Below are 14709 nucleotides of genomic sequence, written 5' to 3'. Positions count from 1 at the left end.
TTCAGAATCCCAAGTTGTCATTAACAAGGATCACATGGATACGGTCCTTGTGTCTTGAGAATCTTGTTATCAAAAACTGGCAGCAAATTGTATCAGGAGATTTACAATTCATGCATGAACCTGTCTTGGCGCAAGGTGTAGAAAGGCCAAAACGTTGTGCGTTGATTGGTGCTGCTACGTTTCTTGCACGCTTCATAGCTCCATCAACATCATCACAGATCTTGTTCATTCCAACTATGAAAAGAACATGTTTAGGGCCCTGGGCTATTGCAGAAACTCGGTTTGCATTGCCATCGATATTTACAATGACACCATCTTCCGTCATAGCATTGGCACTTACAAGGAAATAATCCGCATCATAAGCAGCAAGCATCGCTGCGCGCTTATCTTCCATGGCATCTCTGTCAATAAAGTTGTAGTTGCCTTTTTTCACTGCTTCTACGAGACCTATCTCATGAGCGCTCATTGCTCCGCCCATAGATACGCTGCTGCCTTCAGGGATAAGCTCAAGTGCCTTCTTAAGCGCATCCTCTTTTGTAGCCGCATAGTAGCCTGTCATGTTTCTGGATTCAAGCCCCTTGATAACTTTTTGTGCCAACAATTCGTTTCTCTTAACAATGTTCTCGTTCATAGCCTTCTCTCCTACTTTTATTCATGCACGATTTATCTAACAACTTATCCCTGAAGTCCTGCTGACTGGCGGATCATATCCTCAACAACGATATCGTAAATCTCACCTATTGAATTGCAGTATTCAAGGACCTTCCAAGGTTCATTGGTATGAAAATGAATCTTAACAAGATCCTCATCTCCGGCAGCAATGAGGGAGTTACCCTCAATGTGCGCTGTGATGTAATCTGCGATCTCATCCTCATCAAGATCCTCATCTCTTCTATCGATCAAAAGCTGTGTATCATATCTGTACGCAAACTGATCGTCCTCTGCATCAATGCTGTTAATTGGTTCCATTTTCCATTTCCTCCTTTGATCAAATGATTTTAGGGTCGCATACTTTTGCCCCGGTTATCATCAAATTCCTTTAAATGACATTACAAATGAAAGTTTCTTATCGTTTGGAAGAAGGAACTCTTCATGAGTTCTTGCGCCCCAGCTATCGTCTCCTGCAATTCCCATCTGAACAAGGCTGCATCTTACAATAGTCTTGAATACTCTTGGAAGCTCATAAGGGTGCTTTGCTGCCTCCAACTCGTCAGGTGTGTATGGAAGCGCACTGAAATTCATAGTCATTGGAGCTTCAAATAAAAGTCCTCTTCCTTTTCTGTCCACAACCTTGGCCCATCTTACATCTGTTCTGTTACCTGTTTCCTGTGGAACAAGATAGCTCTCCATGGCATCTGTTGTGGAAGTCTTGAACACACCAAGCTTTGCGCCCTTATTTCTGTCGCAGTAATTCTCCTCAGGCCCATTTCCATAATATTCAACAAATTTGTACTCAGGGCTTATTCTGAACATCATGCCATATTCAGGCATTGGAGTAAGTCCCTTTACAGGTTCATAATCTTCTTTTACCCATACTCTTCCATCACCTGTTACTGTATAAGTCACGTCTACAGATGAAGCAGGCGTTGTAGGAAGGAAAAATCTGTAAGTCAAGCTTACGCTGTTTTCCTCTTCCTTTATTACAGGGTATTTCTTTCTCTCTTCCTCTGAACCGTTTACGTAACCTGTGCTGTCCTCAACTATCGGATAATGAGTCATATAGCTGCTTGCAATCTTCCACTGAGCATATCTCTGAGGCATTCTGTTTCCGTTGTCGTTATCAACAGGCGCTCTCCAGAAGTTAGGTCTTGGTACCATATCAAGCATCTCTTTTCCCGCATAGTTGTAGGAAACAAGTCCGTTATCTCTTGAGAAAAGAACTGAGAAATGATTGCCCTTTACTCCAATATTGAATGACCCTTTTACCACCTTGATCTTAGCGCATGAAATGTAGGTAGAAACTGCGTTTCTAAATACCCCCTGTCCGAATGCGACTTCGTGGCCTCTCTCTGCCCAGCTTGTGTCATCGCGAAGTCTGAATGAAACTGTTACCACATGTTCATCCACTGGGAATGGGCCGTTTTCATCATATGGATCAGCGCCTACAACAGCCATTCTGTTAACGATTGCTTCCGGAAGATCATAGGTCTTTTCAGACAAAGGCTCTACGTCTGTAGCTATGAATCTTTCAAGGAGCTTTTTGCCGTTTCTCTCAAGAGTGGCAACACAGGTATATTCACTGGTATTGGTGAAAAGATTCTTATTTACCACCTTCACCTTGTCTTTTTCCACATAAACCTTGATGCTCTGGTAGTTGAACTTAACTTCCTGCATCTTGGCATATTCTTTTCTCTGACCGTCTACTATTCCATTTCCGGAGAAATTGAAATCTGTAGGTCTCTCGCCGTGGTCTCCGCCGTATGCCTGGTATTCTTCGCCAAAACAGTTGCGGCTTCTGATGGACTGGTCAACGTAATCCCAGATAAATCCGCCCTGATATCTTTCCTCTCTGTCGGCAAGGTCTGTGTATTTGAACATGCCTCCGTTGGAGTTAGCCATGGCGTGTGTGTACTCACAGCAGATAAATGGCTTGTCAGGGTGTTCTTTAAGGAACTTTTCTATGCTTGCAACAGAAGGATACATCTGGCTTTCCATATCGCTGGTGTCGTTGTAGGTTCTGTCATGGCAGATTCCCTCATAGTGAACGAGTCTGTCAGGATCAAGCTTTCTAAAAAGCTGGCTCATCTCAAATGGAACTTTTCCACCGTGAGACTCATTTCCGATAGACCAGATAAGTACTGATGGGTGGTTCTTATCAAGCTGGTAGGTTGTATTTACCCTGTCCAGCATAACAGCCATGCAGTTGTCCCTGCTGCCCGGAATAGCGCCGGCAATGGCATCTTCCTGACTTGAAGCTGCAGACCAGCTTCCATGGGTTTCCATGTTGTTTTCAGCGATCATGTAAAGGCCATAGATGTCGCAGAGCTCATATATCTTGGAAGAGTTCTGATAGTGACTGGTTCTTATGGCATTTATATTATTCTTTTTCATTGTAAGGATATCTAAAAGAGTATCCTCATCTGATACTACACGGCCACTGTCGCAGCAGAATTCATGCCTGTTAACACCTCTGAACACAATACGCTTTCCGTTGATGAGCATAATCCCGTTCTTCATCTCAAAGCGTCTAAATCCCACGTTCTGGCGTACTACTTCGAGGTCTTCTCCGTCTTCTCCTTTTATATGCAAAAGAAGCTGATAGAGCTGTGGATCCTCTGCGCTCCAAAGAACAGGTTCCTGAACCTTCTCAGAGATCACAACTTCCTTGTTATTGGCTACAGTTCCCTTAACTACAGGGTGATTGTTTCTAAGAAGCACGTAGTCAGTTGTTCCTGCTGCCCCATTGAGCTTAAGTGTTACTTCCAACTCCGCCTCAGTAAGCTCCTCATTCAAAAGAGTTCTCACCTTAAGGTCATCGAGATGAACTGCCGGAACGAGCTTTAAATACACATTTCTGTATATTCCTGAGAATCTAAAGAAATCCTGATCCTCCATCCAGCTTCCGGATGTCCATTTATAAACCTGAACGGCCATTTTATTTGTGCCCTCTTTGATAAATGGTGTCAGGTCAAACTCTGATGGTGTAAAAGTATCTCCGCTGTAGCCAACATATGCCCCGTTGAGCCAGAGTGCATATCCGCTCTCAACGCCTTCAAATACTACGTGTATCTCTTTTCCATTCCAATCATATGGAACCTCGAAGTACTTCACATAGCTTCCCACTGGATTAAACTCTTCAGGTATCTGTCCAAGTTCAATATCCTCGTGACCATCCCATGGATACTGCACATTGATATATGCAGGAATGTCATAGCCTTCCATCTGCATATGAGCTGGAACATGGATATCATCCCAGAAATTGCAGTCATAATCTTCCTTCTCAAAACCAGCTATTGTAGCTCTATAGTTTTTTGCATAATGGAATTTCCAAAGACCGCCTAGTGAAAGCTTAAGTGAGCTGATACCTGCCTCAAGCTCATCATCAGAAGCGAAAGCCACATGATCAGAATGCGCAGGCAACACATTTTCTTTAAAAAACTCCGGGTCTTTTACCCTGTTAAAATCAAAATTCGCCATTACTAATTAACCCTCCGTAATATAGGTAATAAAATGATTTCCGTTATTTTCAAAAAGCTGCGCGGAATCATTCATTCCATATTTATAAACTGCACCGTTCATCGGATCCATGAGAACTGTATTAAGCTCATTAAATCCAATAACCAGCATAGCATCCCCATTATTTAAAAGACATATCACAGGAATATCCTGATTTACATAGTAAAGCATTGTTGACAGCGGACATCCGTCAAGATCCAGGACTCTGGCATCAGTGAGGGAGTTCTCAAGGATCTGCTCAACGCCCATTCCATTAGCCAAAAGACCTTCCACATCCCTGTTAGTACCTCTAAACTGAAGCACCAGGTCGAGGCAGACTGCCACAGGATTCTGTGAAGTCATGTTCTCGTAGTTCTCTGCCATTCTGGTTATAGCCATTATCTGATTGGATCTTAAGAGATTTCCTTTTATCCATATGTATTCATTGTGATCAGAAGTGACTACTCCCGAAGCATCATTGGCATCAAGAACCGCCTTGGCAGGACTTGCATATATACGAACATCTCCGTCCAATCCATAAACATAGTAAAGCGGATTTTTGTCGATATCTCTTTCTATCTTAATGTCCACATCTCTGTCACCCTCAAAGAGTGTCTGGTTAGGTGTAAGAACTCTGAGCTGCTTGGACTTTATCTCTGACTTTGTGGTGATCTGAACTATCTTCTCAAAGACATCTACAGAAGCCACATCTACTGTGTTATTGCCGCTTTCTACTTCCAGTGTATTCATTATCTGGTCGTCATAGGTGCTGACATAACCGGTGCCATCCTCGTTCTTTACAACTCTTGTTATCTTGAGCTGATTGCCATTTACCGTGACACCTGTGATGTAGATTCCTTCAGGTGCATATCTTTCCAGCAGATTTCCATCACTATCCTCAATCTTCAGGCAGTGCATAGCGTAGATAGGATTACCCATCTGATCGTTCAGAACATCCTGCTCATGAACAAGACCATATATCAGGTCTTCCCCCATAAAGCCCAAAAGAACTATAAAATCCCCATCATCTGCTGTGATCTCTGAAGTAGCTCTTGTGTTAAGGTTCATGAGCTGCAGACTCTTAAGGTCATCTTTCTGCCATGCTATGACATTTTGCGATTCAGATATCTTGTACTGACCAGTTCCGATATCGTCAACCACGGACTTTCCAGTCTTTTCAATCAGATCGATCTCATAGACATTCTGATCAAGCATGCAGTAGAACATCTCATTGTTGCTGGAATATGCAAGTCTGTCAAAATAGCTCATGAGAATCTCAGGGGAGCTTGAGCTGTTTACAAAAATCTGCTCCTCCACTGCGTTTAAAGAGGAATTATAGTCATATACTGCAATTCCGACTTCTCCCTCATGGATTCCTCTGTTCATGTAACCGGCTACCGCAAATTTAACATTGCCGGCTTCATCTACGTTAAGGATCTTAATAAGATTCTTATTCCATCTGGTCCTTATGTCATCGTTGTCGCCGTCATAGAAGCCAAAGATATAAACGAGTCTGTTCTCAGAGTTGTTGAAAGCATAAAGTCTGTTTTCACTGACAAAAGCAAATGCCGTACCGCTGGCACTCTCCATAAATTCAATATCAGGATCTTCAATTCCAAGAGCAATAGTATTTTTACCTACTGAATATGAATTATAGTCAAAGATAAAGTTCATGGTTCTTTCGAAATTCAGCAGATATATCCTGTCAGAGGTATATCTTACGCGATAATCCTCAACTATGTTGTAGGCTCTGGTATAGTTTCCATCCTTAAGAGCAACCCTGTACTGAAGCTCAATGCAGGCAGTCTGTGAGTGAAGGTCTGTGATATAAACTTCAGGGGTCGTGTGCTTTGTGATATTGAGGTCGCCCCATGTAACCTGGCTGAAACTGCTGTGAATATTTACCTTGTTAAAAGAAGTATTGTCTCCCTCTGAGTTAGACTCAAGGTACTTCGAATATTCTTTTGCCTCAGTCTTACTAAAGGTGGCTTCAGAGAAACCAAGAACAAATGACAGACACTCATCAAGATTGTACTTGCTGCCGCTCTCCTGCCATACAACTCTAGTATAATATCTGGCTGTGCCACTTTCAGTTTCCATGACAAAAACGAGCATGTACTCTGTATCCGCTGTGATCAGGTCTTTTAGCTGTATGTTTCCTGTTATGTAATCACTGTCCTCGGAGTAGTCAGTAAGCTGCGTATTCTCAATAAGTCTGCTGCCGTCGATGCTTCTAAGTTCAAAGCCAATATCCCATACCTTGCTGCCAAAGGTGTTTATCTTAAAGGAAAAGCTCCTGTCACCCTCAACAGGAAAGACCGTCCCTCTCATATAGTTCACATCAACATCTGACAAATATCCGTGAAGAGGGTCCACATCACCTTCATCAGTCACAAGCGTAACCACAGGAAGGGTTGCGGGCTGCATCCTTGCCGTCATATCCGCATTATCACCGTTTGAAAGCTTGCTCAGCACAAAAACCGCAATAACGAATATTACTATGGCATATATAGTTTTAATAATCGTAATTTTAACTAAATTATCTCGCATAATTGACTTTCATTTTTAATAATAGTAAGATTTTTCCAAAAGGAGGGCCCCCTTATGGAAAAACCCATTCTTTATCGTAAACGCTTTATCCCGGATGAATGCCTTGAACTCAAAGAAGACATTATCCTCGATCAAACTGATTCTTTCATTGTTACTAAGTGGAGCACCATTCGCCAAAGGTGCGACTTGTCTCATGGTTATTCCTGTTATTATTTAGATCGCGGTTACAAGGTAAGCAAGTTCCTGAAAGAAGACGGGTCCCTGCTCTGCTGGTACTGCGACATTATTACCTATGACTATAATAAAGACAATAACAAGCTCCTGGTTATAGATCTTTTAGCCGATGTAAAGATATATCCAAACGGACTCATTAAGGTCGTAGATCTGGACGAGCTCTCTGAAGCTTTTGAGAAAAGACTCATCGATGAGAATCTTCTTAAAAAGAGCCTGCTCACATTGAACAGACTCTTAAATGAAATCTACGATAATGGCATTGAGTCCCTGATAGGTCCAATTGAAAACGTAATTGCCAAAAATAATCAGTAAAAAACATGTCCTCCGATGTTAATGCCTGAAAGTCCAGGTACCGGAGTTCTGAAATAAACGCAGTTCCCGACGTTGGAGTATCCTGTCATGGCTTCATCTGCTGCCTGATAGCAGGATGATGTAGCTCTTCCCTCTGCAAGTGCCAGGGCCAGCCTTCCGCTCGCAACAGGTGAAAACTGTTTGTTCTGATAGATGACTCCTACTACAGTATCAGGATACACAGAGCTAAGCACTCTGTTTATTACAACTGCGCCTACCGCAACCTTTCCTTCATAGGGTTCAGATCCTGCCTCGCAATATATTAGGTTGGCCAAAAGATATCTGTCGCCCTCAGCAAAAGTTACTTCTGAAATATCTCTCCACTTTGAAGCAGCTGCCAGTCTTGAGAGACGCATCTCCTCTGCAAGCTTTGCTTCAAGTGCCTTTATGTCAGCTTCCTGAGCTTTTATCTGTGCTTCCAGCTCTTCTGCTTTTGCCTCCGCATCAGAAATATCATTAGCATACTGCTTGATAGATCCGGAAGTCTGGCTTACAAGGCCGGAAACTCTGCTCTGTTCAGCTTTTTCTTTTACCTGATATTCCTCAAGCTGCTCCATTTCGCTTTCGAGAGTTGCTTCTTTTTCCTCAATGAGCTTTCTGGTCTCGATGTACTCTTCGAACTTTCTCTTATCATAAGCAGACAACTCTTCGATAAAATGATTCTGATTGAGGAAATCCGCAAAACTTCCCGCACTGAGGACCATATCCCAAAGCATAAAGTTCTGTTTCTCATAAATAAACTGAACTCTCTTTTTCATGGATGCATACTGATCTGCTTCAGTATTTCTGGCAACTTCAAGCTCTGCCAGAGTATTCTCTATCTCAGTCTCTTTATCATCAATCTGCTCTTCAATCTCAGCCAGATTGTTGCTTACTTCACTTAGCTGGCTGTTTAAGGAATTAAGCTGTCCCTGAAGAGAAGATTTTTCTTCATTCATCTCAGCAATGTCATCTTTTGTGTTGTCAAGCTCGTTCTGGGACTGCTGCTTTTTTTCTTTTGCTTCCTCAAGCTGCTGCTTTGTGGTCTGCGTAGCGAAGCTCTTAATAGGAAAAAGAGTCAGCGCCATGAAACAGGAAGCTGCTGCCAAAGCCAAAAATAAAGCTCTTTTTCTATATTTAGTTGTTATACCCCTGTCCCCTCTTTTTTTCATGCCGTCTTTTTATGGTCAAATTGTAATTTTTATACTTCTACCACTGGGCTGATACTGATAATACCTAACTCCTGCTGCATCAAACATCTTCTTGGAAGCTCTGGTTGATGCAGAAGAGCTATACTTATCACTGTCATAAACGACTGTCTTTATGCCGGCCTGAATAATAGCCTTGGCACACTCGTTACATGGAAAAAGAGAGACATATATCTTGGATCCTACAAGGCTTCCGCCTCTGTAATTAAGGATCGCGTTGAGCTCACTGTGTGTAACAAAAGGATATTTAGTTGAAAGTTCATCCTCGCCGTCGCGCTCCCAAGGGAAGTCCTCATCAGCGCAGCCCTTAGGGAAACCGTTGTAACCCATGGAAAGGATGTTGTTGTCCTCTGAAACTATGCAGCTTCCCACCTGGGTGTTAGGGTCTTTAGATCTGAGGGCTGCAAGCTTTGCAACACCCATGAAATACTCATCCCAGGATATGTAGTCCTCTCTTTTCATGCGTCCTCCTTGAATACTTATTTCGTTCCGAAGATACGATCTCCAGCGTCTCCCAAACCTGGTACGATGTAGCCGTGCTCGTTGAGCTTCTCATCGAGGGAGCCTACGTAGATATCTACATCAGGATGTGCTTCCTGCATTGCCTTGAGTCCTTCCGGAGCTGCAATGATGCACATGAAGTGGATGTGGCTGCAGCCTCTGTCCTTGAGCATCTGGATTGCTGCAACAGATGATCCACCTGTAGCGAGCATAGGATCTACTACGAAGATCTCTCTCTCTGAAATGTCAGCAGGCATCTTGCAGTAATACTCAACTGGCTTAAGTGTCTCAGGATCTCTGTAAAGTCCGATGTGTCCAACCTTTGCTGCAGGAATAAGTGCAAGCATACCATCAACCATTCCAAGACCTGCTCTTAAAATAGGTACTACGCAAAGCTTTCTTCCTTTAAGTTCCTTAACTGTTGTCTTACAAATAGGTGTCTGAATTTCAACATCCTTAAGATTAAGATCTCTGGTTGCTTCATAGCAGATAAGCATTGCTATTTCACTGATAGTCTGTCTGAAGTCCTTTGTTCCTGTTTCAACTCTCCTGATCATTCCAATCTTGTGCTGAATCAGCGGATGATCCATAATAACTACTTTTCCCATATCTTCCTCCTGGTCTGTTTTATTAGTCTTCTATTTTTGATATTCTGCGACTGTGCTTTTCCATCTCTGAAAAAGGTGTATCTAAAAATGTATCAACGATTTCAAGGGCCTGAACTTTTCCGATCATGCCACCGCCCATAGCAAGCATGTTTGCATCATTGTGCTCTCTTGTAAGTCTGGCTGTTGTCTTCTCAGAGCAAAGAGCGCATCTGATTCCTTTAACCTTATTGGCTACTATTGAAATACCAATTCCAGTTGTGCAGATTACAATTCCTCTGTCGCACTCACCACTTGCAACGGCCTCTGCAGCTGCTCTTCCAAAGTCAGGATAATCACATGAGTTAAGATCATAAGTTCCAAAATCCTTATACTCAAGTCCTCTCTCCTCAAGATGCTTTTTTACAGCCTCTTTAAGTTCAAATCCGCCGTGATCACTACCTAATGCTATCATTTTTACACCATCCCTTACTATTATAATACAGTCGTCTCAATGTCAAAAGAACTACTTAAAGCACAATAACATTATGACCTGCTGCTTTTAAAAGCCTGTTCATTATAGCCTGACCTATTCCGTTCTCGTCAAAAGATTCAGAGAACATCACGTCCACATTTTCATCATCGAACTCTCTTAATACCTTGAAAAGTTCATGAGCTATTGTACTTTCATCATCTCTGTTTCCAACGCTCTTTACTATATCAGCTTCATAGAGATTCTTGGTTGAATCTGTTCCTATTATTCCGACTCTCTTGCCTTCAGCTTTTGCCTCTTTTGCCTTGGCATTTATGTACTCTATTACTTTCTCCTGGCTTCCCTGAACTATTGCAAGGTCGCCCTTTGGAGCGTAGTGCTTGTATTTCATCCCAGGAGCCTTGGGCTTCTGAGTTGAAGTGCTGTCTATTATGGTTCTATCAATTGAAATTGTGCCAAGGACCTCTTTTAACATATCTGCTGTTATGTAGCCCGGTCTTAAGATCATGGGCTCATCACTTGTGAGGTCTACGATGGTGGACTCAAGACCAATTCCAACCTGGCCTCCGTCGATTATCATCTCAATCTTACCGGAAAGGTCTTCCTCGCAGTATCTTGCAACTGTAGGGCTTGGACGTCCTGATGTATTGGCACTTGGCGCTGCTATAAATCCGCCTGCAGCATCAATAAGGCCAAGAGCTATCTTGTTGTTAGGCATTCTGATCGCTACTGTGTCAAGGCCGCCTGTAGTCTCATAAGGAACCTTGTCATTTTTGTTCATTATCATTGTAAGTGGTCCCGGCCAAAAGGCAGCTGCAAGTTTTTTTGCAGCCTCAGGAACTTCTTTTACGATCTTTGCAACATCATCCATGTTTGAAACATGGACTATAAGCGGATTATCAGATGGTCTTCCCTTTGCAGCGTATATTTTTTTGGAAGACTCTGGGTTTAAGGCATCTCCGCCAAGACCGTAAACTGTCTCTGTCGGGAATGCTACAAGGCCGCCCTTTTTCATGATATCCCCGGCTCTTTTAAGCTGTTTTTGGGCCTCTTCGTCTATATTACTTTCTTCTATAACTATAACTTCTGTTTCCACTTTCTTATTCCTCTACAAACTCAGCAATCTCATCCCAAACATCGCTGGTCTCCATACCAATTGCCCACTCAGCAATTCCGGCAATACCGCTTGCTCTCATGGCATCAATCTTTTGACCTATTGAAGTAGCATCCTCCATCCAGATCTGATTCAAGGTTCCGTCAGATGATGTAAACTCGCCGTAGTTCTGGCCTGCCTCTGAATCCCACTCCATAGTAATTGAATGACTGCTGATATACTCTTTTGCAACCTTCATAGATACAGCTTCGCTTGAAAGAACTCCGCCTGATGTATGCCATATTCTGGTATAGAAAGGCACTGCATTGATAACCTTGGAAGCATCAACCTCTTTTAAGGTATTGATGATTCCGTTTTCTACATATGATAAAGAAGCAACTGAACCAGCCTCTGCAGAGCCTGCATAATGCTCATCATATCCCATGATTATGCAGTAGTCTGCAACGATTCCCTGCTCTTCAAGATCATAGTAATCATTGAAATTCATAGGTACATAATTGTCTATTGAAAAGACAAGTCCTGCTTTTCTACAGGCAATTGAAAGCTCTCTGACAAGTTCCACAAAAGACTGCCCGTCTTCTGCTGCCACTGTCTCAAAATCAAGGTTAACTCCGTCTGCTCCGACTTCCAAAGTCCTTGCAACTACATTTTCTATAAAGTTTGCTCTGCTGCTTGCATGGGTTATAACTTCTGAAGTGGAAAACCCGTCTCCACCGGTGAAGTTATCCACAAGAGCCCACACTTCAATGCCCATATTGTGGGCTGAAGTAACATAAGCTGCAGAAGCAACGCTGTTAATATTACCATCGTTATCTTTAAGCGCAAACCATGTAGGGCAAAGAACATTTATCTTCTTGGTATTCTCGATATAAGCGATAAGTGTCTCGTTACCGGCGTAGCCACCGATATTGTGGAAGCCCAGGTTTATCTTGTGATCTCTTGTAAGTGAAGTATATTCTTCCGGAACGTAATCAGTTACAGGAATAGGACTAAATGTTGTCTCGTTCTCAAGTCTCTTTTTCTCAACATATCCTATGTAAGAATCTGCGCTCTTTACCTTCACCCAGTCCTCAAGCTCTTCGAGGATAACAACCGTGTCTCCTGCAGCAAGCTCCTCAAGGATCTCACTCTTTACACCGCCGCGCTTTCTGAGCTGAGTGTTCTTTTTAATAGTAGCTACCTGCTGATCTTCCCAGCTTGTTGTCAGCTGTATGTGATTAGGTTCGGTAAAAGCTTCGTAAGAAAAGTTGGTATATTTTTTTACATAATCAAGAGCGACAAGAAAAGTATCGCCCTCCATTCTTGATATGATGTAGCCCTCATCACCAGAGCCGCCCTCTGAATCTGACCAGGTGGATGTTCCAATCTCACTTGTTATTATCTTGGAAGCTGTTGTGTAAACAAGGGTACCGTCTGCCTGTCCGTAGTAGAATCTGTCGTTTAAGTACTTCTGTACTGAATCAAAGTCCATGTAATAGGTGTCATCTAAAAGAAATGCTCTCTCGCCTATTCTCTCGTTGCCAAGAATGATAGCAACATCACTGTCACCTGATATATCAAAATACTCGTTCAGATCTGCTTTCTCGTTGCTGTAAGAGTAATGCTGATACACAATCTGAAGTGCATAGATTCCTCCTATAATAAAAATAAGGGCGATTATAATAATCGCCGGAATCACCTTTTTCTTCATGTTCTAGCTCCTTTACAATCGCCCTATATTATATCAAACAATTAATCTTACGTCATTATGAAAGTATCTTATCCAATCATTACATTATATGTATGTTCATGGCGGGGTAGCCTCTTTATACAATTGATTGTTTTTTTGGATTTCAAAAGCCAAAAGGATTTTTATATGTGATAATTCCTTATCTCAATGTTTTGATATGTTTCTTTCAAATTGACATATATTAATATAGTAAGATGCCAACGCCAAACCCTGTCTTGTAGCCATATTTTCTTATACAAAATATGGTATAATAGTATTAGGAAATACTACATTTGTTAATGCTCTATGTTGTTGGTAAAAATTTACTCGTTAATTGGGGATTTTATTTCGAAACTAAACATAAGACATCTATGAATGAATCATAGAAAAAAGAATAGTAGAAAATAAATAATACCCTTGATTAACCGCCTCCTTTCCGGGTTCATATCCTCGGCGAGGCATCTCACAAGAAAATATAATAGCAGCAAATTCTTAAGAAATACCGTCGAAAATTCTTAAGATTTTCTTAAGATTTAAATTGCATAAAACCTATTGTATATCTTTAAATTAAATAGTAAAATAAGCCGATATAAGTATTGACATAGGATACCATTTCACTTAGTATCTATGTATTCCAAAGTCAGGAGGTAAGCATCATGAAGATTGAAAAAGTCAATGATCACCAGATTCGATGCACCCTTACCAGAGATGACCTTGCGAAGCGCGACCTTAAGATCACAGAGCTTGCGTATGGTACTGATAAAGCAAAAGAGCTTTTTCAGGACATGATGCAGCAAGCCAATTTAGAATATGGCTTTGATGCAGAGGATACTCCTCTAATGATTGAGGCAATCCCTATCAATTCTGAGTGCATTGTTCTTATCATCACAAAGGTAGACGATCCGGAAGAACTTGACACACGTTTTTCCAACTTTGCTCCTTCAGTTCATGAAGATGACGAAGAGGATGAGGACTACGACGAGTATGACGAGGACGAATATGAGGACGAGGAAGAAGATGTCTCCAGTCTTTTCAAAAGACTTCAGCACAGCAATATGTCCGATTTCCTGGATGGACCTCTTAGTTCATCTCCTCTGTCAGATTCCAAAAAGGTAAAAGAGAAAACGTCAGGCGCTCGCAAAAAAGGGCAGCCAAGCAGAAAGGGTTCAAGGATCTTTTCCTTTGACTCACTGCATGAAGTCATGAGATTCTCAAGTATAGTAAGCAGGAAATTCAATGGTACAAACACCCTTTATAAGAATGAAGCAAACGGTAAGTTCTATCTGATACTTCATCAGGGTGATATCGAAGATGGATTATTCGCCAACATCTGTTCTCTACTTACAGAGTATGGCAAGACAGAAATAGGAAGCACTGCTACACAGCAGTTCTTAGATGAGCATTATTCTATAGTTATTCCTGAAAATGCCATCCAGACGCTTTCTAAGATTTGACCTTTAATTTAATTTCAAGTTTTAAAAAAGACCGGTTCTTTCGAACCGGCCTTTTCTTTTATCTTTATTTTCTTATTACTGCTTTCCGTAAAGTGTAACAAGTTTTTCAAGATAAGCTCTGTGCTCCTTAGCATGCTCAGCTGCCATAGCATTGAGCTTAGCTGCTCTCTCAGGATTCTTGAGCTTAAGTGAAAGGTAACGAACCTCACCATCAAGGAAGCTCTGGAAGTCCTCTGTAGCTGGCTTAGAATCAAGTGTGAACTTGTTCTCTGCCTGAGGATTGAATCTGAACATATCCCAATATCCTGTAGCAACAGCCTTCTTCTCTTCGTCCATAACCTTGTTCATACCAGCCTTAAGACCCTGGTTGATACATGG

Annotated in this window: 13 protein-coding genes; 2 read left to right on the top strand and 11 right to left on the bottom strand. The window is 41.9% G+C overall.

Annotated features, from left to right (window positions below; genetic code table 11):
• Position 1: 1 nt before the first annotated feature.
• From E7303_RS17135 to E7303_RS17120, 4 genes are read right to left on the bottom strand one after another with little or no spacing between them, the layout of a single operon-like run.
• Positions 2–631, bottom strand: a complete 630-nt coding sequence (locus tag E7303_RS17135) for a lactate utilization protein (RefSeq protein WP_292146662.1) — start codon at positions 629–631, stop codon at positions 2–4.
• A 44-nt stretch (positions 632–675) separates the two neighbouring features.
• Entirely contained in the window at positions 676–969 is a 294-nt protein-coding gene (locus E7303_RS17130) for a hypothetical protein (RefSeq protein ID WP_022775231.1), read from the bottom strand.
• Between the two features lie 60 nt (positions 970–1029).
• Positions 1030–4137, bottom strand: a complete 3108-nt coding sequence (locus tag E7303_RS17125) for a glycoside hydrolase family 2 TIM barrel-domain containing protein (RefSeq protein ID WP_292146660.1) — start codon at positions 4135–4137, stop codon at positions 1030–1032.
• Between the two features lie 6 nt (positions 4138–4143).
• Positions 4144–6705: a hypothetical protein gene (locus tag E7303_RS17120; RefSeq protein WP_292146658.1), complete on the bottom strand. Its 2562-nt coding sequence runs from the start codon at positions 6703–6705 to the stop codon at positions 4144–4146.
• Positions 6706–6759: 54 nt separating this feature from the next.
• Between E7303_RS17120 and E7303_RS17115 the strand changes: the two genes are divergently transcribed.
• Positions 6760–7251, top strand: coding sequence for a DUF402 domain-containing protein (locus tag E7303_RS17115; RefSeq protein ID WP_292146656.1), 492 nt, complete (start codon positions 6760–6762; stop codon positions 7249–7251).
• On the opposite strand, the gene E7303_RS17110 is transcribed toward E7303_RS17115, so the two are convergent.
• The 6 genes from E7303_RS17110 to E7303_RS17085 are packed head-to-tail and all read right to left on the bottom strand — an operon-like array spanning position 7245 to position 12859.
• Positions 7245–8441 carry a cell wall hydrolase gene (locus tag E7303_RS17110; RefSeq protein WP_292146654.1) on the bottom strand — a complete coding sequence of 399 codons (1197 nt, stop codon included), beginning with the start codon at positions 8439–8441 and terminating at the stop codon, positions 7245–7247. The two genes, E7303_RS17115 and E7303_RS17110, sit on opposite strands and share 7 nt — an antisense overlap.
• Positions 8442–8456: 15 nt before the next feature.
• Positions 8457–8939 carry a deoxycytidylate deaminase gene (locus E7303_RS17105; RefSeq protein WP_022775238.1) on the bottom strand — a complete coding sequence of 161 codons (483 nt, stop codon included), beginning with the start codon at positions 8937–8939 and terminating at the stop codon, positions 8457–8459.
• 17 nt (positions 8940–8956) lie between these two features.
• On the bottom strand, positions 8957–9586 hold the full coding sequence (gene upp / locus E7303_RS17100; RefSeq protein WP_022775239.1) for a uracil phosphoribosyltransferase: 630 nt from the start codon (positions 9584–9586) through the stop codon (positions 8957–8959).
• Between the two features lie 22 nt (positions 9587–9608).
• A complete protein-coding gene (rpiB, locus tag E7303_RS17095) occupies positions 9609–10037 on the bottom strand; it encodes a ribose 5-phosphate isomerase B (protein WP_022775241.1) in 429 nt (142 codons plus the stop codon).
• Positions 10038–10092: 55 nt separating this feature from the next.
• Positions 10093–11151, bottom strand: coding sequence for an L-threonylcarbamoyladenylate synthase (locus E7303_RS17090; RefSeq protein ID WP_292146648.1), 1059 nt, complete (start codon positions 11149–11151; stop codon positions 10093–10095).
• A gap of 4 nt (positions 11152–11155) precedes the next feature.
• Positions 11156–12859 (bottom strand): glycosyl hydrolase family 18 protein, encoded by a 1704-nt coding sequence (locus E7303_RS17085; protein ID WP_292146646.1) that lies wholly within the window; start codon positions 12857–12859, stop codon positions 11156–11158.
• Positions 12860–13533: 674 nt separating this feature from the next.
• On the opposite strand from E7303_RS17085, the gene E7303_RS17080 reads away from it, so the two are divergent.
• The gene (locus E7303_RS17080; RefSeq protein WP_292146644.1) at positions 13534–14331 is read left to right on the top strand and encodes an adaptor protein MecA; all 798 of its coding nucleotides are present in this window, start codon (positions 13534–13536) and stop codon (positions 14329–14331) included.
• A 75-nt stretch (positions 14332–14406) separates the two neighbouring features.
• Here the strand turns inward: E7303_RS17080 and E7303_RS17075 are convergent.
• On the bottom strand, positions 14407–14709 hold a 303-nt coding region (locus tag E7303_RS17075), incomplete at its 5' end, for a hypothetical protein (RefSeq protein WP_292146642.1).

It is taken from the genome of Butyrivibrio sp. (assembly GCF_015056685.1).
Lineage (GTDB): Bacteria > Bacillota > Clostridia > Lachnospirales > Lachnospiraceae > Butyrivibrio.
This window is presented reverse-complemented; position numbering and strand designations above follow the sequence as displayed.